17 protein-coding genes are annotated in these 16,506 nt (G+C 50.0%); 7 read left to right on the top strand and 10 right to left on the bottom strand.

Features of this window, described 5'->3' with window-relative positions; all coding sequences use genetic code 11:
- Positions 1-60: 60 nt before the first annotated feature.
- Positions 61-1,587, bottom strand: coding sequence for a sensor histidine kinase (locus tag ACEN86_RS15055; protein WP_495634316.1), 1,527 nt, complete (start codon positions 1,585-1,587; stop codon positions 61-63).
- Positions 1,587-2,273 (bottom strand): response regulator transcription factor, encoded by a 687-nt coding sequence (locus ACEN86_RS15050; protein ID WP_495631415.1) that lies wholly within the window; start codon positions 2,271-2,273, stop codon positions 1,587-1,589. The genes ACEN86_RS15055 and ACEN86_RS15050 overlap by 1 nt, the downstream gene beginning before the upstream one ends.
- 203 nt (positions 2,274-2,476) lie before the next feature.
- Here ACEN86_RS15050 and ACEN86_RS15045 point away from each other — a divergent pair, with 203 nt between their 5' ends.
- From ACEN86_RS15045 to galU, 4 genes are all read left to right on the top strand, one after another.
- Positions 2,477-4,699 (top strand): ArnT family glycosyltransferase, encoded by a 2,223-nt coding sequence (locus tag ACEN86_RS15045; RefSeq protein WP_495631414.1) that lies wholly within the window; start codon positions 2,477-2,479, stop codon positions 4,697-4,699.
- 260 nt (positions 4,700-4,959) lie between these two features.
- On the top strand, positions 4,960-5,940 hold the full coding sequence (locus tag ACEN86_RS15040; RefSeq protein WP_495631413.1) for a glycosyltransferase family 2 protein: 981 nt from the start codon (positions 4,960-4,962) through the stop codon (positions 5,938-5,940).
- Positions 5,937-6,347, top strand: a complete 411-nt coding sequence (locus ACEN86_RS15035) for a GtrA family protein (RefSeq protein WP_495631412.1) — start codon at positions 5,937-5,939, stop codon at positions 6,345-6,347. The genes ACEN86_RS15040 and ACEN86_RS15035 overlap by 4 nt, the downstream gene beginning before the upstream one ends.
- A 6-nt stretch (positions 6,348-6,353) precedes the next feature.
- Positions 6,354-7,220, top strand: coding sequence for a UTP--glucose-1-phosphate uridylyltransferase GalU (gene galU, locus ACEN86_RS15030; protein ID WP_495631411.1), 867 nt, complete (start codon positions 6,354-6,356; stop codon positions 7,218-7,220).
- A gap of 2 nt (positions 7,221-7,222) precedes the next feature.
- Here the strand turns inward: galU and ACEN86_RS15025 are convergent, their stop codons facing one another.
- The 5 genes from ACEN86_RS15025 to ACEN86_RS15005 all read right to left on the bottom strand — a co-directional run bounded on the left by ACEN86_RS15025 (position 7,223) and on the right by ACEN86_RS15005 (position 11,827).
- Positions 7,223-8,347, bottom strand: coding sequence for a Ger(x)C family spore germination protein (locus ACEN86_RS15025; RefSeq protein ID WP_495631410.1), 1,125 nt, complete (start codon positions 8,345-8,347; stop codon positions 7,223-7,225).
- A complete protein-coding gene (locus ACEN86_RS15020; protein ID WP_495631409.1) occupies positions 8,344-9,438 on the bottom strand; it encodes a GerAB/ArcD/ProY family transporter in 1,095 nt (364 codons plus the stop codon). The genes ACEN86_RS15025 and ACEN86_RS15020 overlap by 4 nt, the downstream gene beginning before the upstream one ends.
- 38 nt (positions 9,439-9,476) lie before the next feature.
- The gene (locus ACEN86_RS15015; RefSeq protein ID WP_495631408.1) at positions 9,477-10,883 is read right to left on the bottom strand and encodes a spore germination protein; all 1,407 of its coding nucleotides are present in this window, start codon (positions 10,881-10,883) and stop codon (positions 9,477-9,479) included.
- Positions 10,884-11,131: 248 nt separating this feature from the next.
- Complete coding sequence (locus tag ACEN86_RS15010) at positions 11,132-11,569, bottom strand: GNAT family N-acetyltransferase (protein ID WP_495631407.1); 438 nt, start codon at positions 11,567-11,569, stop codon at positions 11,132-11,134.
- 27 nt (positions 11,570-11,596) lie between these two features.
- A complete protein-coding gene (locus ACEN86_RS15005; protein ID WP_495631406.1) occupies positions 11,597-11,827 on the bottom strand; it encodes a hypothetical protein in 231 nt (76 codons plus the stop codon).
- Positions 11,828-12,012: 185 nt separating this feature from the next.
- Here ACEN86_RS15005 and ACEN86_RS15000 point away from each other — a divergent pair, with 185 nt between their 5' ends.
- From ACEN86_RS15000 to ACEN86_RS14990, 3 genes are all read left to right on the top strand, one after another.
- On the top strand, positions 12,013-12,345 hold the full coding sequence (locus ACEN86_RS15000; protein WP_495631405.1) for a YolD-like family protein: 333 nt from the start codon (positions 12,013-12,015) through the stop codon (positions 12,343-12,345).
- An 87-nt stretch (positions 12,346-12,432) separates the two neighbouring features.
- Complete coding sequence (locus ACEN86_RS14995) at positions 12,433-12,756, top strand: DUF3889 domain-containing protein (protein ID WP_495631404.1); 324 nt, start codon at positions 12,433-12,435, stop codon at positions 12,754-12,756.
- A 152-nt stretch (positions 12,757-12,908) separates the two neighbouring features.
- Positions 12,909-13,310, top strand: a complete 402-nt coding sequence (locus ACEN86_RS14990) for a hypothetical protein (protein ID WP_495631403.1) — start codon at positions 12,909-12,911, stop codon at positions 13,308-13,310.
- Between the two features lie 78 nt (positions 13,311-13,388).
- Here ACEN86_RS14990 and ACEN86_RS14985 read toward each other — a convergent pair whose 3' ends face one another.
- Genes ACEN86_RS14985 through ACEN86_RS14975 form a run of 3 tightly spaced genes read right to left on the bottom strand, consistent with a single transcriptional unit; the run spans position 13,389 to position 16,494 of the window.
- Positions 13,389-14,744 (bottom strand): LLM class flavin-dependent oxidoreductase, encoded by a 1,356-nt coding sequence (locus ACEN86_RS14985; protein ID WP_495631402.1) that lies wholly within the window; start codon positions 14,742-14,744, stop codon positions 13,389-13,391.
- Between the two features lie 38 nt (positions 14,745-14,782).
- Positions 14,783-15,637, bottom strand: a complete 855-nt coding sequence (locus ACEN86_RS14980) for an ABC transporter permease (protein WP_495631401.1) — start codon at positions 15,635-15,637, stop codon at positions 14,783-14,785.
- A complete protein-coding gene (locus ACEN86_RS14975; protein WP_495631400.1) occupies positions 15,637-16,494 on the bottom strand; it encodes an ABC transporter permease in 858 nt (285 codons plus the stop codon). Before ACEN86_RS14975 ends, ACEN86_RS14980 begins: the two co-directional genes overlap by 1 nt.
- Between the last annotated feature and the right edge of the window lie 12 nt (positions 16,495-16,506).

Genomic DNA, 16,506 nt, shown 5'->3' with positions numbered 1-16,506 from the left:
TTTCAAACTTAACCGAGAAGTAAATACCCCAACGGATATTCGTTGGGGTGTTCAGCATTTCTATCGAACGAGCGGCAGCGTGAGCTGAAAAGAGGTTCCGCGGCCAAGCTCGCTCCGGGCAGAGATGGTTCCTTTGTGGGCCTCAATAATAGAGCGGGTAATGGAGAGACCCAGACCCGCGCCGCCGGATTTGCGGGTTCTGGACGATTCGCTCCGGTAGAACCGGTCAAAGATATGAGGGAGATGCTCGGGATCTATGCCACTGCCATTATCCTGGACTGTCAATTCGGCATGTTCCCCGGAGACATTCAGGGATACCGTAATAAGCCCTTCGGTCTCGTGCGTATGCTGTACTGCATTGTGAAATAAATTGAGTATAACCTGTTTCATCTTATCGGGATCTGCGGCCGCTTTCACTTGAGCAGTGAGATCGAAGCGTACTTTCCGCTGACCTGCAAGCATGAGCAGCTGAGATTCCATCTCGCGCAGAAGGGCATCAAGCCGTATCTCCGTTAATTGGAGCTGCGGGGCCTGATCCAGCTTCGTGAGCAGGAGGAGATCCTCGACCAGCTTGTTGATGCGTCTGGATTCGCCATGCATGCTGGTCAGGGCAGCTTGCAGCTTCTGCGGGTTGTCCGCGGCTCCGCGAAGCAGCACTTCCAGGAAGCCGTGAATGGAGGTAAGCGGAGTACGCAGCTCATGGGAGGCGTCGGCAATAAACTGCCGCATGAGTTCCTTGGACTCCCGCTCTGCCTCGAAGGACAGCTCGAGCCTTTCCAGCATGCCGTTAAAGGAAGTGGACAGGCGGTCGATTTCGACCTGGCCCTGATCTGTAGGGAAGCGCTCCGCAAGGTTCCCCGCATCTGTCTGCTGAACAACCTCGACCATTCGGGAGAGGGGGACAAGCGTCCGGCGGAGCACGGGAATATAGAGAATAATCCCCCCGGCGAGAGCGAGAACGGACAGCACCACGAAGATTAACAATTGCTGAAGCAGCTGCTCCTTGAGCGGAGCCGTGCTTGTGCCCATTTGAAGAAGGCCCTTGGACTCGCTTGGAGGACCGGCAGGGCTGAAGACGATCAGCTGCTCTTCTCCGGTGGAATCCTGGGCGATGACGTAATTGTTATGAGCGTGATTAACCTGAGAATTCATCATGAGCTCTGTGTATGCTGCGGCGGACAGCTGGGGAGATTTCATGCCAAATTCCCCTGAGATATCGGTAAAGCTCCCCTCCGTATTAATCAAGGCAAGAGAGGTCTCCCTGAATATAAACGGCCGCCCTTCCCGCTCCGCGCTGGAATCCGAGTCATGAGAACTGGACTCATCGTGATTCTGTCCTAGCTCCTTGTGCTCCGAATCGGGGAACAGCTCCCCTTGGGTGCGGAGAAATCCTTTGGGAATGGACATGATCTGGGTCCGTATTCCCTCGGCCCGGCTTTTATATAAGAAGTCTTTCATCAGCCAGTATTGGAGGCCTCCGATTAGAATCAGCAGAGCAGCCAGAATGAACAATGAACGTACGAGCAGCTGGGAACGCAGAGAACCCGGTACTAAGCGATTGCGGATGAACTTTCCGGCTCTCCTCATCATGGCAGATCTACCCGGTATCCGACGCCGCGAAGCGTCCGGATCAGCTTATGCTCTTTGTCGCCAAGCTTCTCGCGCAGTGAACGAATGTAGACCTCCACAATGTTCTCTTCCCCGCCAAAGTCATATCCCCAGACCCGGTCCAGAATCAGCGTCTTGCTGAGCACAATCCCGTAGTTCATGATCATGAATTTGAGCAGCTCATATTCGGTAGGAGACAGCTCAAGAACTTTGTCATTGTAGCTGATCTCTTTCCTGCGGTCATCAATGCGGAACGGCCCCTGAGTGACTTCTCCAAGCAGATCAGGAAACTGATTGCGCAGACGTGCCTGAATCCGCGCCAGCAGTTCATCGAAGCTGAAGGGCTTCACCATGTAGTCGTCCGCACCCAGGGTCAATCCTTTAACCCGGTCCTCCACTTCATCCTTGGCAGTCAGCATGATGATGCCTACATTATTGCCATTGCCTTTCATGTGCTTAACTACCTCGAAGCCGTTCATTTCGGGCATCATCACATCGAGGATGACTACATGCGGCTTGAAGTCGATCGCCACCTCTACCGCAGCCGCACCATCCGGGGCCGTCTGCACCTCAAAGCCTTCATTGCTCAGACCCATTTCAAGAAACTGCAGAATATGCGGTTCATCGTCAACGAGTAATATTTTGATTCCTTTAGTAGGTTTCATATAAGTTCTTCCTCTCTAGAAGCAGTTCTGGCAGGTTCATTTCTACATCTATTATCGGTCAGTTAACTGAAATTTGTCTGAAAGATAGGATGAATTAATGCCAGGAGCTTAAACATTCAGCTAGCATTCAGCCAGCACTCAATTTCACTTCAGTTAAGGATGGCACAATGAATGCAGGATAATCAAGGGAGTGAATGTGGAATATGAGACGATTAAAGACAATGTGCACGGATAAGCTTCTTATTCTTATCGCGGTGCTAGCGGCTTTTCTGAATTTGTATGGCATTTGGAATGATCAGTATGCGAACACTTACTACACAACAGCTGTCGCAAGCATGCTTCAGAATTTCCATAACTTCTTCTATGGATCGCTTGACTCGGCCGGCTCCGTGACCGTGGACAAACCCCCGGTTACGTTCTGGATTCAGACGATCTTCGCTTACCTCTTCGGCCTTCACGGCTGGAGTGTAATTCTGCCTCAGGCGCTTGCCGGGATTGGCTCGGTACTGCTCATCTACTTCTTGGTGAAGCCAACCTTTGGACTGGCAGCGGCAAGAATTGCAGCACTCGTTATGGCCTGCATGCCCGTGGCCGTAGCCGTAAGCAGAACCAATAACATAGACAGTATGCTGGTATTCACCCTGCTGCTTGCAGCCTGGCTGCTGTTCCAGGGAATCCGGCGAAACCGTATGTGGAGCCTGCTTGGTGCTTTTGCCATGGTCGGGGTGGGCTTCAATATGAAGATGCTCCAAGCGTATATGGTTCTTCCCGCGTTCTACTTGTTCTATCTTCTTGCAGCCAAAGCCAGCTGGAAAAGAAAGGTGAGTATACTCGCTGGCTGCACCGCAGTTCTGATGGTGGTATCCCTGTCCTGGGCCGTCACCGTTGACTCTATATCGAAAGACAAGCGTCCTTATATCGGAAGCAGTGAGACGAACTCGGTTCTTGAACTGGCCTTTGGCTATAACGGCGTCTCCCGGCTGACCGGGAATCAAGGCGGCATGGGTGGAGGGACGCCTCCAGGAGGCAGCTTTAGCGGGGAAAATTCGGCTCAGGCAGGTATGGGGAATGCGGGCGGCGCGGGTTCTGCAGGAATGAATCAGACCGGGTCCGGCATGAATCAGGATGACGGCGGCCGTGGATGGAACGGCCAAGGCATGCCGCCTTTTGGTGAGGACGGTAGAAATGGCGGCAGTAGAGGGATGGGTAGCATGTTCGGAACGGGAACTCCCGGTCCGCTGCGTCTATTCCAGACTGAACTCTCGGGTCAGGCCAGCTGGCTTCTGCCCTTCGTATTGTTCGGCTTCATAGCTCTGTTCGCGGGAATCCGCCGTAACAACATTACTCAGAAGCATAAAGAAGCCTTGTTCTGGCTGGCCTGGCTTGGACCGGTTATGGTGTTCTTCAGCATTGCGGGTTTCTTTCACCATTATTATCTGATCATGCTCGCTGCCCCGATTGCAGCACTTGCAGGTGCAGGCTGGACAGCGATGTGGACATCCTACCGCGAACGAGACGGCTGGAAGTTCTGGCTGCTTCCAGCAGCCGTGATCGTTACAGCCGCATTTCAATATTACATTGTTCAGGCATTTAACAGCACGATCGGAACAGGCTGGTCTATCGCTATAGCGGTAGCAGGGATTGCGGCTGCAGGGGTGCTTGTCTATATCGGCAGACAGGAGAGCTCATGGAAGCACACCGCGGCGGTGGCCGGGTTCCTGGTTCTGATGATTGGGCCGATGTTCTGGGCATTGACGCCGCTGACGTATGGACTCAACAGCATGATCCCGCAGGCTGGACCCGGAACGTCCAGCGGTATGGGAGGCATGGGCTTCCCTGGAGGCGCGAATGGTTCCTTTGGGGACATGACTCCGCCGCCTGGAATGAATTCCGGCAGCAGCTCAACCGGTACTCCTGCAAATGGAGATTCAGCGAATAATACAGCCCCATCAGATGCTTCACAGGGCTCCACTGCCATGGATGACAGCAGATCGAACACGCGAGGCAGAGGCATGGGCGAAAGCCAGAAGCTGAACACCAAGCTGCTTGCCTATCTGAAGAAGAACAGCACAGGTCAGGAATACTTATTTGCTACGACGAATTACAACACTGCGGCTCCTTATATGATTGATGAAGGTGAGTCTGTCATCATTATGGGCGGCTTCTCGGGTTCAGATCCTGTATATACAACGGCTAAGCTTGAAGCTCTGGTTAAGAGCGGCAAGGTGAAATACTTCCTTGTCGGCGGTGGAATGGGAGGCCGGGGCGGAAGCTCAGAGCTTACAACATGGATCAAGGACCATGGTACCGAAATTCCCTCAAGTGAATGGAATGAATCTGGAAGCACAGCGGAGCAGAAGGATTCAGGACTCATGCAGGACGGGCCGGATGGAAACATGACACTTTACGAAGTTACTTTGAAATAAATTGATATATAAGTTGAATTTAAGAATTACTAATAGGCAAGAGTGTGAAATGATTCCGGAGAAGCGGAGCGTTCGCCTACAAGCCTTCTGAAAGAAAGCTACATCGAAAGCCTATGCTTTGTGATTAGACTTCTACCTTAGAAAATGAATAAAGAAGTCTGAGAACAACAGCGATCGTAGGAACATTTCACACGGCAGCCTAGCATGTAAATCACTAGTTCAACTTATATCTCTCAGGAATTAAGGAGGGAACAGACCGTATGAGCGTGCAAGCGAAGTATTCAATTGTGATTCCGATGTATAACGAAGAAGCCGTTATTCAGGAGACGTACAGACGTTTAAAAAAAGTAATGGGCACTTTGCAGGACGCCTATGAGTTAATATTCGTCAATGATGGCAGCCGGGATCAGAGTGCCGAGATCATCAAGGACTACAGCTGCTGGGACGACACCGTCAAGCTGATTGATTTCTCCCGTAATTTCGGGCATCAGATCGCCATTACAGCAGGTATGGATTATGCCTCTGGAGAAGCTATTATTATCATTGATGCGGATCTTCAAGATCCTCCTGAACTGATTCTCTCTATGATTGATAAATGGAAGGAAGGCTTTGAGGTTGTCTATGCGAAGCGGATTAAGCGGAACGGGGAGACCCTGTTCAAGAAGTGGTCTGCCAGCATGTTCTACCGGGTGCTCCGGGCTTCTACTGATATTAATATTCCGGTAGATACAGGAGATTTCCGGTTGATGGACCGCAAGGTGGTGGAGCAAATGAAGCTTCTGCCTGAGAAAAACCGGTTCGTCCGCGGGTTGGTCAGCTGGGTAGGCTTCCGCCAGACCGCGGTGGAGTATGAACGGGATGAACGTCTTGCCGGGGAGACCAAATATCCGCTCAAACGGATGATCAAGCTGTCCTTGGACGGAATCATGTCCTTCTCCCACAAACCGCTGAAGCTGGCGGGTTATGCCGGGGTAACCTTGTCCCTTCTAGGCTTCATCTATCTGATGTATGTTCTGTATCTGGCTTTGTTCACGGGGGCGACCAGCAAAGGCTGGCCTTCCCTGATTGGAGTCCTGCTGCTGTTCGATGGATTTGTGCTGATCATGCTTGGGATCCTCGGTGAATATATCGGCCGGATCTATGATGAGACCAAGGGGCGGCCGCTTTATATTGTGAATGAGCTGCACGGGATTGACCAGCAGGAGGAGAAGCTCCCTCAGGAGCGGATAACCAGGGTATGAACAGCAGAATGACCCGGCTGATTCAATTCGGGCTGGTTGGACTTCTGAATACCGGAATTGACTTGGGTGTATTCACACTCCTCATCTGGGTGAGTACCCCTGTCATTCCTGCCCAGATCGTGTCCTACGGCTGCGGTGTAATGAACAGCTATATCCTGAACAGCAAATGGACCTTTCGCGAGATGCGCATTCAGACAAGAAAGGATGAGCTGCTTCGATTCATACTGGTGAACCTTGCAGCGCTAACCCTATCCTCGTTGCTGCTCAAGGCGCTGTATGCCAGCACGGGCATGAATCTCACGCTCTGCAAGCTGGCTGCCACAGCTGTAAGTATCCTTGTTAATTACGCGGGAAGCCGCTATCTGGTGTTCGGACAACAGACTAGAGATATAGAAGAACAGGAGTGAAGCCATATGAAAGTCAGAAAAGCCGTAATTCCCGCCGCCGGGCTGGGGACCCGATTCCTGCCGGCAACCAAAGCACAACCCAAAGAAATGCTGCCGATCGTCGACAAGCCGGCGATTCAATATATCGTAGAAGAAGCGGTTCAATCCGGAATTGAGAGCATCATTATCGTCACCGGCCGCAACAAGAAATCGATCGAGGACCACTTCGATAAGTCCGTGGAGCTGGAACGCATCCTGAAGGAGAAGGGCAAGCACGATCTGCTCCTCGAAGTTCAGGCCATTAGTGAACTCGCAGGGATTCATTATATCCGGCAAAAGGAACCGCTGGGCCTTGGGCATGCCATCCTCTGTGCCCAGCAATTTATTGGGGATGAACCGTTCGCCGTTCTGCTTGGCGATGATATTATGGTCTCCGAGCCTCCGGCTCTCAAGCAGCTGATCACCGTGTTCGAAGAGACCGGCAAGTCCGTAATTGGCGTTAAGCCGGTCCCGCTTGCCGATGTAAGCAAATACGGCATTATCGATTCCACCTCTGCTGAGAATGGACTCTATCAGGTGAACGGACTGGTGGAGAAGCCTTCCGTAGAAGAGACACCTTCTCAAATGGCTGTTATGGGCAGGTATATTCTGCAGCCTTCGATCTTCTCCGTGCTGGAGCAGATCGACAGGGGAGCAGGCGGAGAATATCAGCTTACCGATGCTCTGCACAGAATCTGCGGCACGGAAGGTCTGCTCGCCCTTGAACTCGCCGGCAAGAGATATGATATCGGCGACAAGTTCGGCTATATTCAAGCGACCCTGGAGATTGGACTTAGCCAGGAGGAATTATATCCGCTGCTTATGCCTTATTTGAAGCAGCTTGTTAAGCTGTAATCTTATTGAAGAATACCGGTATCTACAATTTCAACCTCTACCTTAGGATGGAATTGTACTTTCCGGTAATCTTCATCCCAATTCTTGGTCTTCCAAGTCTTGTTATGATAAGCAATCAAGTGTCTGCCCACACCGAAGATATCACAATTTGCCCGTTGTAATACCCGGATTATCTCCTCGGCATCCTTTGTCAGCATCTCGGAGAGCTTTTGATTGGCTTTTGTAATTTCTTCGCCCTCAAGTGACTGCTTGCCGGTATATTCATCAACTATGGCCTGAAGCTTCAAGCTTAAGTCCACCTCGATCCTACCTTCCTCTGAAACAGATACTTTAAACTTTCGTTTTACTTTTTTCCTACCGACGTTGATACTGATCGATCCCTGTGTGCGGTCTGAATACCCTTCTTCAATTTTTTTGGTGAAGCGGGCATTGCCCCCGTTTTGTCCCTTAAGCAGCACAAGCAGGGTGGAATCGTTGGCATCCAGCATTCCGCTGAAATACTGATCATGGAAGAGAGCCACTCCCTTGGCGACGACCTCACTCCCCTGCTGTCCGAGATAAGGAAGCGCGAAGTCTTGTCCGGGATCCTTAAGGGAACGGAACACGGTGTCCAAAGTTTCGCTTGGAAAGAATACGCTCAATTTCTCAAGACTAATAATTTTCTCTGTAATGAACTCCCCAATCTTAAGCTCTCCTACCATCTTTTGGCTAAGGATATCGGCTGCCTCATGCTCTGAAATAATTACCCTTACATTGGATGTTGGATTACTCGGATCCCTAAAATTGACATCCAGTGCAGGTAACAGCCCATGCTCGGCCAATTTCTTTCCAATCAGAATAAATCCGTTTTTGGTAAATCTCATGTTCCCCCGGACTTTATGCCGCATTTCAATACTTGAATTCCGCATAGTCTCACCAATACTGGTATGGATTTCGTTTCCGGTAGCGTTCTGTTCGGTTTTGGGTGGGATTATAATTTCAACCGTTTCTTTAATCTTGCTCTCTTCAGTGAGGTCAAAGCCTGCGCTGTAGGCCAGCTGTATATCCTTCAAATAATCTTGGTCCCAGCATCCGGTCAGACAGAAGGAGATGAGAACGAAGAGCGCAATAATTCGAAAGATTTTCATGCCAGGCTCCCCGCCTTTTTTTTGAATAGGAGGGACAGGATGAGGAGTACCAGAGGGACTCCGCCAATAAACAGGTAGGCCATGTATTCAGCCGCTCGATTGAGCTTAAGAATAGCAGCTGGAGTTATGGGTGCAAGCACAATCATGAAAGACATGATTTTGACAAAAGGGGCAAATATCTTGTGATCCTGCTTCTTAAATAAAACCGAAAGTCCGATTGAGGCCGCGTAACTATAACTTACAATCGAGCATACCAACGTAATGGACCAGATCGACAAAAATAATATGTCTGCCCGATCCACGATATAGAAGTTAAGAGATTTTATGAGGAAGATAACGGGTCCCGGAATCATCTTAATCTGCTCAGAGCTGAATACCATTAGACAGGTCGAAACTACAAAGGTATAGAACAAGGTGACAAAGAGATTGGCCAAGCTAATCGTGAGTAATCGCTGTTTGTTTGTTCCTTCTGTAAATGGATAGATAATTAACATTAATTCGAACCCGTACATGGATATTGTAGTATCCTTTGCTCCCTTGATTACATTCCACCAGCCAGCCTCCAGAATCGGGAACATATATTCCAGATGAGCTTCCGTTAAGCCATAGCTGACAAATATGATTAAGGGGATGAACAGGAAGGAGGACAGGGTATAGAATCTGGCGAGCACAGTCAGCTTCTCCCTTGCCAGATAAAGGGTCATGATTGAGAAAAGGCTCAACAAAGCCCATCTGGGCGTAGATTGGAGCATCCACCGATGCAGCACGATCAAGGCATCCAGCATAATATTGGAGCCAAGTAGTATGAAGTATCCGATATAACAAGCGATCAGAATCCGGCCCATAATCCGGCCGCCAAGCTTAAGGCAGATATTGAACAGGTTAAGACCAGGGAACTTCTTCAGTAGAAGCCATAACATCAAGATAAGCGTTTGGGTGATGATTCCTGCAATCAGCACCGAGAGGCCGCCTCCTCCTTTGGCGGTTTCATTGAGCTTGTGAGGAAGGGAGAGGATACCGACCCCGATTTGGGCTTGAATAATGAACAGGAAGAGCTGATTCCTTGTGATCATTTTTTCTTTCTGAGCCATCTTATTCTCCTTCCTTTCAGGTTGAAATCGCTGTATATTCATTCTCTATTCTTGCGGATAGTCCATATAGGGAAGCGTAAAAATGTATCTTTCAAACCTTTGATTCTCAGTGGAGCGAGCGGAGTAAAGTAAGGCTTTCCGAAAGATTCAAGCTTGCATAGATGTATGAACAATAGAGTCAGCCCGAATGAGATGCCAATATACCCGAACAAGGAAGCGGCGATCATCAGGGGGAAACGAAGGATACGAATGGCAGAGCTCATCTCATTGGAAGGGATGAGAAAGGAGGATATAGCCGTCAGTGCTACCACAATAATCATGGTGTAGGATACCATTCCCGCCTTCACGATGGCGTCCCCGATGACCAAACCGCCTACGATCCCAATCGTCTGTCCAACCCGGCTCGGAAGACGAAGTCCGGCCTCTCGGAGCAGCTCGAATATGAGTTCGAGCAGCATAGCCTCAATGAGTGGAGGGAATGGAACCCGGGTCAGCGAGCCTTGAACCGTATAGAACAGCTGAAGGGGCAGCACGTTGGAGTGAAAAGAAACAGTAGCGATATAGATGGCTGGCAGCTGAAATGCCGTAACAAAGCTAATCAGACGAATAAGTCTCACAAATGAAGCGATCAGCCAGCGGTTGTTATAATCATCAGGAGTCTGGTAAAAGGCAAAAAAGCTGGCCGGCACGATAAGAGCCGTCGGGTCCCCATCGAGAAGTATAGCCACCCGTCCGTCGAGCAGGTAAGAGCTGGTATGGTCGGGGCGCTCTGTATTCAAATGCTGGGGGAAGATGGAGTAGGGATTATCCTCTAATAATTCTTGAATGAACCCTGTGGACATGACAGAATCCAGGGATATCCGCTCTATTCTGCCTTCCACCTTCTCCACTACCTCTTGTTCAGCAAGACTCTGTACGTATACAACAGCTACTTTCCTTGGCGCAGTGTTACCGATGTTGAAATAATGCACGGTGAGGTCCGGGATACTGATCAGCTGGCGAATCAGGTATAAGTTCACCGTCATATCCTCGATAAATCCATTATGAGAACCCCGAATAATCCCTTCATTCTCAGGTTCCGTGATGCTTCGGTCATGTTTAGCCGGTGTGGTCAAGATATAGAACCTGGATAATCCATCAAGGAAATAAAGAGTGCTTCCCTGGATCAGGCTCTGGGCCCCTTTAGACAAATCCGTTTCCTCTGTGGAATGCAGGGAGGTGAAGAGCTCCTCGAGCTCCTTGTCTTCATTTTGGCTAAGGGGCTTAAGGATGTTGCGTTCAATCAGAGCGGGATCTGCCATCGATTCCAGGTAGACGAGGACTCCCGTTGATCCCTTGTAATTCTGATTCCTCTTTTTGAGGTCATGGGAATGATTCAGGGCATTTTCGATATATTCAAGACTCTTATCCAAGGAGCTAGATACGGTCTTAGCTGAGTTATTCATGATCAGGTCGCTCGACTTTCCTGGATGATTTACCGGTAATTTCCCCTGAACTTATGCAAAATATTCCGGGTGTGCACCCGAACGACAAAAAGCCCCTTGAAATCTCAAGGGGTAAGGGACTATATGAGAAGCAGGTTAAAATGTTCACATTTTTGGGAACGGTCGTAACTACGAGGAATGCTTGGACTTTCGGACGCTGTCCGTCTCCCCTGTATGTCAATTTTTTTAACTGCGTTTTATGTAGCCTTTTATTTGTGCCACTTCATCAGATATTCCTTCTCACCAGTGGAGCTGTCTAATTCTTCCTGGTCAATAACGAAATCGTGCTTTAGGTAAAATCGTAGTGCAGGCTCGTTCTTCTGATAGACTTTCAACGTCAAGCTGTCTCTAAGCTGTTTAGCCTTATTCAGTAGTTCTGCACCGATTCCCCTGCCTTGATCCTGAGGATCAATAAATATAGCAGCTAGATAATGATCGACGAGTGAGATGAACCCTGCAATCCTAGCAGGGTTCTCTAATTCGATAATATAGTTCTCCGCCATAGGAAGCCACTTATTCTCCATATCGGGGACGCCTGCTTCCCAGTACTCCCGATCCACAAAAGAATGAGCGGTCAATGTGGCTTTCAGCCAAATACGCGTCAATGTCTTAAACTCTGTCTTCTCTGCTAAACGAATACTGGGCATAATTGTTCTGTTATCCTCCACAGCTTGTTATTTCATCCTGAACAAGCTTCTCTTAAATTTTCCAAGCCGGGTCTGACTTAAAGCTATGCCTTTCGCCGACAGTACCGTAACCACTAGGCTCAAGACTGTTAGCCCGGCAAATACTCCTATAACCACTCCTTTAGTGAGATCAGACAGGGTGGGACTCAGCAGCACAGCAGGCAGCAGGGTTAACAGCAGCGCAGGCAGGATCAGAATGAACGGAGTCTTTCTTTTCATAGCTATACCTCCTTGGTTCGAATGTTGACTGTGACCACTTATATTCTTGCACAGCCTGTTCAATTCCTGCCGGAAGGATTTTATTTACATTGATTTAGAATGGGTTAACTGGATATAATACAAACAGGTGTTCGCATATAATAGTTAGGAATGATTCGAATTACACAAGGGCGGGAGGAAAGGTTATGGCAGGAAAGCTGGAAGCGAATGGATTGTGGGAATCGTCAAGGATGATGCTGCCGGAGCATAAGGAAGCGATTATTCGGGCGGGACGCGAGAGGGATCGCCGTACCAAGCCGATGGTAGATGCCCAGGAGCTGGAGCTAATCGAGCGCGCGTTGAGTGAATCGCTAAGAAGCCGCGGGGCGGTTACGGTCAGGATCTGGGGTGAATATGAAGACACGGAGCTGCGGGGAGTAGTTACTTCCATTCACACACACAGCCGTGAGATCAAGCTGCAGCTGGGTGAGGAGTGGCAGTGGATCAAGATCAAGGACATAACCGGAGCCTATAGGTAGAGCGGCTAGATCCTGGACCATCTGTATAATTTTCACTTCTGCTTTGAATAATAAGACCTAAATTTCAAAGACAGGAGTGTAGATCTCATGCGAGCTGCAAGAACATGGGTGATTACATTATTCACAGCTTGGATTATAAGTATGCTGGGTGCGGAAAGCTTGGCTATGGCGGAGCCTTCCTATGCCGAATGGGGCAGGGTAGCTGTCCTGGAGGCGAAGAAGAAATACGATGCCGAGATTACAGACTATAAGCATATTGGGCGGAAGACGGTTAGAGATCATATTTATGAGGAGCAATTCAAGTTAATTGTGAAGCAGCCTTCCAAACAATTTGGCGTCTATGTGAGTGTACAATTCAATGAAGATACCGGAGAACTACTGGATATCAAGTATAAGGAAGCTGCAGAATAAGGATACAGTTTTTCATTTCCATATACTTTCTTGTCGATATAGGGTATACTGGAATTAACTTACTGTTTGCGGTCGTTAGATGAAGGGCTTCCCGATTAGTTAATGTCTATAGGGAAGCTCTTTCGCATTCAGGAGTGAGATTGGGGCGATTTATGAACAATGTACACACTATTTGGGAACGCTACCAAGTCCTTGAAGAACAGATTCGGAAATTTATCGTCTGCCACTCTAGTCTGAAATATGTTGATGGTTCGGTAGAAGTTGTAGATGGCGGTGCCTATGTATGGTCAGAGCTTGCGCTTGCAGGGCAGGAAATTCAGATAAAGCTGATCGCGGATTACTCCGGGATCATCGATGAAGTGTGTCAAGGTATGCATAGTTCGAGCAGCGAGAGACAGAGGTTCATTCATAGCTGTGGTGAAGTTCTACACTATATCAAACAAGATTCGATGTGCTGGGATTCTTCGCTTCAGAAATCTGTGGAGATGATTCAAAGAGAACTGGAGCTGCAGAAACAGTTAATTACTGTTATCCAGCCTATGCATATATCGTAAAGCACCCGTGGGGCTATAGCCCTCACGGGTTTTTGTTGCTGCGGACAAGCCTCAGCTACGGTGCTCTACAAGGTCCATTTAGCTGACCGTGGATTCCTCAGCGCGGCCACGGCTGAAGTGACCGGATTCGGGTCTATCCAGGCCTAAATGCTCACGAAGTGTAGTTCCGGTGTATTCCTTGCGGAACAGACCTCTTCGCTGCAGAATCGGGATCACCTTGTCTGTAAATATCTCCAGATCCCCTGGAAGCACAGGCCCCATGACATTGAACCCGTCGCATGCCCGCTCCTGGAACCATTGTTCCATAAGGTCTGCGAGCTGCTCAGGTGTGCCGACGAACTGCAGGTGACCGCGGGCCCCGAGAATTCTACGGCCAAGCTCAAGGATGGACAAGTTCTGTGAACGGGCGGTGTCCATGATGAGCTGAATCCGGCTCTTCATTCCGTTGGATTTCTCAACTGGATCCGGGATCTCGGGCAGAGGCCCGTCTGCTGGGTAGGCAGAGAGATCATAACTTACCATACCGGATAGAGCAGCCACAGCAAGCTCGGCAGGAATCAGTTCCATGAGCTCCTGTTCTTTACGCCTAGCTTCTTCTACGGTGTCTCCGAGGATCGGTGAGATGCCTGGCATAATCTTCAGGCTTCCCGGCTGTCTTCCAGCTTCGATCAGCTTGCTGTTCACACTTTCATAGAAGGCTTTGGCAGCTTCCAGCGACTGCTGGGCCGTGAAGATGACCTCGCCATATCTGGAGGCGAACTGCTGACCCTGCGGGGATGAACCGGCTTGGATGAGCACGGGATTCCCTTGCGGAGGCCGGGGGAGGTTAAGTGGGCCTTTGCTCGAGAACCATTGTCCCTTGTAGTCAATGGCATTGACCTTGCCGGGATCAGCGTAGATACCACTCTTGCGGTCGAGGACAAGCGCATCATCATCCCAGCTGTCCCACAGCTTAGTCACGGCTTCAACGAACTCTTCGGCCATCTCGTAGCGAAGGGCATGATCGGGATGCTTGGGCAGCCCGTAATTATGGGCTTCGATGTCCAGCTGGGATGTGACAATATTCCAGCCTGCTCTGCCTTTGCTGAGATAATCCAGGGAAGCGAATTTGCGGGCCACATTATACGGATGATTGTAGGTCGTGGAGACGGTAGCCGTCAGACCAATCCGGGTGGTTACCGCAGACAGCGCAGACAGAAGCGTGATCGGATCAAGCATGCCCGATGCGGCCATATCTACATTCTGTACATATAACAGATCCGCGAAAAAGATCATGTCGAACTTGCCGCGTTCCGCCGTCTCGGCAATGGAACGGTAAAGATCGAAGTCATACATGCCTTCGACTCCGGAATCCGGATGCCGCCATCCGGCGTGATGATGGCCGGCATAATAAATGAATGCCCCCAGGTGAAGCTGATCTGTACGTTTGGTCATGCTGCCTCAAGCCTCCTTTTTAATGAGAGAAATTATGATTAACCCTTAAATGTATCCTGCCAGCTTAGCCAGCGCTTCTCTAGAGCGTGAACGGCAATATCGGATAAAGACCCTACCAGCGCGAACAGGATAATCCCCACAAAGACAATGTCCGTATGGGAATACGTGCGCGCATCCTCGATCATATAGCCAATACCGGCACTTGTTCCCATCAGCTCGGCGAAGACGAGAACGAGCCAGGAAGTGCTCATCGCCAGGCGCAGACCGAGCAGAATATTCGGCAGTGCAGAAGGAAGAATGAGCTTGGTCAGCTGATGCCAGCGTGAATATCCGAGTATCCGGCTCACGTCATACAGCTTGGTGTCCACACTACGGATCCCGAGAAATGTATTCAGATAGACCGGGAAGAAGGCCCCTAGTGAAATCATCAAAACTTTACTGAACTCGCCGATTCCGAACCAGAGAATGAATAGGGGAATCAGAGCGAGCAGCGGTATAGTCCGCAGCATTTGCAGGGAAGGGTCGAGCGTTCGTTCGATGATTTTGCCAATCCCGATGAACATTCCGACCAGCAGACCGATGACCGAACCCAGCATGAAGCCGCTTAAGGCCCGGAGGGCGCTTATTCCAAGATGATGATAGAGCTCACCGCTTGCCCCAAGCTCTATGAATCTCTTCATAATGGCTAAAGGCGTGGGCAGCTGTTCCTTGGTCACGAGTCCGGTATCCCCGGCGATCTGCCATGCAATTAGCAGGAAGATAGGAACAAGCAGCCCGTGAAGCCATGAGGGAACCCGGTTAAGCCAGCCAAGCTCCTTCCTGAATTTTGGAGATGTCTTCACTGTAGAGGCGCCCGGATTTACCCGGGCTTCTTGATGGATAAGCTGTGCCATTATTGACCTCCCTCCCCCTGAAAGCTGTCTCTCCAGCGGAGCAGCCTGCGCTCCACCAGCAGAACAAGTGAATCTGAAAGCTTGCCTACGATGGCGAAGACCACAATCCCGACGAACATGACTGTCGTCAACGACATCGACCGGGCATCATTGATCATGAAGCCGATTCCCGATGTAGATCCCATCATTTCTGCAACCACAAGACCAATCCAGGCAATCCCAAGGGAAAGGCGGGTTCCAAGCAGAATATTAGGCAGCGAAGCTGGCAGAATTAATTTCATAATCATTTGCATGCGGCTGAATTCAAGAACTCTGGCGACATCGAACAGCTTGTTATCCACGCTGCGGATGCCAAGAAATGTATTAATATAGAGCGGGAAGAAGGATCCCTTGGCAATCAACAGCAACTTGGATTCCTCCCCGAATCCGAACCATAGGATGAACAGAGGTGCAATGGCCAGATGGGGGAGTGTCCGCAGCATTTGCAGAGACGGGTTGAGCAGTCTCTCGGCTTTATGGGAGAAGCCAACCCATAGACCTGCGGCAAGTCCGAGTCCGCCCCCTATCAAGAAGCCGAACAGGACTCTCCATGTCGAAATCCCGAGATTGCTGAGGAGCTCTCCGCTAAGGAGCATGGACCTGAATTCCTCCCAAATATCGAAGGGAGCCGGCAGCAGTATGGGATTGAGAAGCTCAGCAGAGCCGGCAGCCTGCCAGACTACGAGAAGCGTGAGCGGCAGCAGTAGTCCGATCCATCTGTTCGTCAAGCGAACGGACCTTTGGCGTGCTTTCCGGATTTGCGGCGGGCTGTGAAGCCCGCCTTGAAGTGTCTTGTTTCGGGTGCTTGCAGGGAACATGGACAGCGCCTC

This window comes from Paenibacillus sp. Paensp111, assembly GCF_059492195.1.
The sequence above is the reverse complement of the archived record's forward strand: the minus strand, read 5'-3'. Positions and strand labels throughout refer to the sequence as shown.

Coding starts and splice junctions, on each gene's coding strand:
- ACEN86_RS14990 (WP_495631403.1), top strand. CDS start 12,909: ATGAACAATGTACACACTATTTGGGAACGCTACCAAGTCCTTGAAGAA.
- ACEN86_RS14975 (WP_495631400.1), bottom strand. CDS start 16,494: ATGTTCCCTGCAAGCACCCGAAACAAGACACTTCAAGGCGGGCTTCAC.
- ACEN86_RS15010 (WP_495631407.1), bottom strand. CDS start 11,569: ATGCCCAGTATTCGTTTAGCAGAGAAGACAGAGTTTAAGACATTGACG.
- ACEN86_RS15045 (WP_495631414.1), top strand. CDS start 2,477: ATGAGACGATTAAAGACAATGTGCACGGATAAGCTTCTTATTCTTATC.
- ACEN86_RS15005 (WP_495631406.1), bottom strand. CDS start 11,827: ATGAAAAGAAAGACTCCGTTCATTCTGATCCTGCCTGCGCTGCTGTTA.
- ACEN86_RS15000 (WP_495631405.1), top strand. CDS start 12,013: ATGGCAGGAAAGCTGGAAGCGAATGGATTGTGGGAATCGTCAAGGATG.
- ACEN86_RS15015 (WP_495631408.1), bottom strand. CDS start 10,883: ATGAATAACTCAGCTAAGACCGTATCTAGCTCCTTGGATAAGAGTCTT.
- ACEN86_RS15020 (WP_495631409.1), bottom strand. CDS start 9,438: ATGGCTCAGAAAGAAAAAATGATCACAAGGAATCAGCTCTTCCTGTTC.
- ACEN86_RS14980 (WP_495631401.1), bottom strand. CDS start 15,637: ATGGCACAGCTTATCCATCAAGAAGCCCGGGTAAATCCGGGCGCCTCT.
- ACEN86_RS14995 (WP_495631404.1), top strand. CDS start 12,433: ATGCGAGCTGCAAGAACATGGGTGATTACATTATTCACAGCTTGGATT.
- ACEN86_RS15050 (WP_495631415.1), bottom strand. CDS start 2,273: ATGAAACCTACTAAAGGAATCAAAATATTACTCGTTGACGATGAACCG.
- ACEN86_RS15055 (WP_495634316.1), bottom strand. CDS start 1,587: ATGAGGAGAGCCGGAAAGTTCATCCGCAATCGCTTAGTACCGGGTTCT.
- ACEN86_RS15035 (WP_495631412.1), top strand. CDS start 5,937: ATGAACAGCAGAATGACCCGGCTGATTCAATTCGGGCTGGTTGGACTT.
- ACEN86_RS15040 (WP_495631413.1), top strand. CDS start 4,960: ATGAGCGTGCAAGCGAAGTATTCAATTGTGATTCCGATGTATAACGAA.
- ACEN86_RS14985 (WP_495631402.1), bottom strand. CDS start 14,744: ATGACCAAACGTACAGATCAGCTTCACCTGGGGGCATTCATTTATTAT.
- ACEN86_RS15025 (WP_495631410.1), bottom strand. CDS start 8,347: ATGAAAATCTTTCGAATTATTGCGCTCTTCGTTCTCATCTCCTTCTGT.
- galU (WP_495631411.1), top strand. CDS start 6,354: ATGAAAGTCAGAAAAGCCGTAATTCCCGCCGCCGGGCTGGGGACCCGA.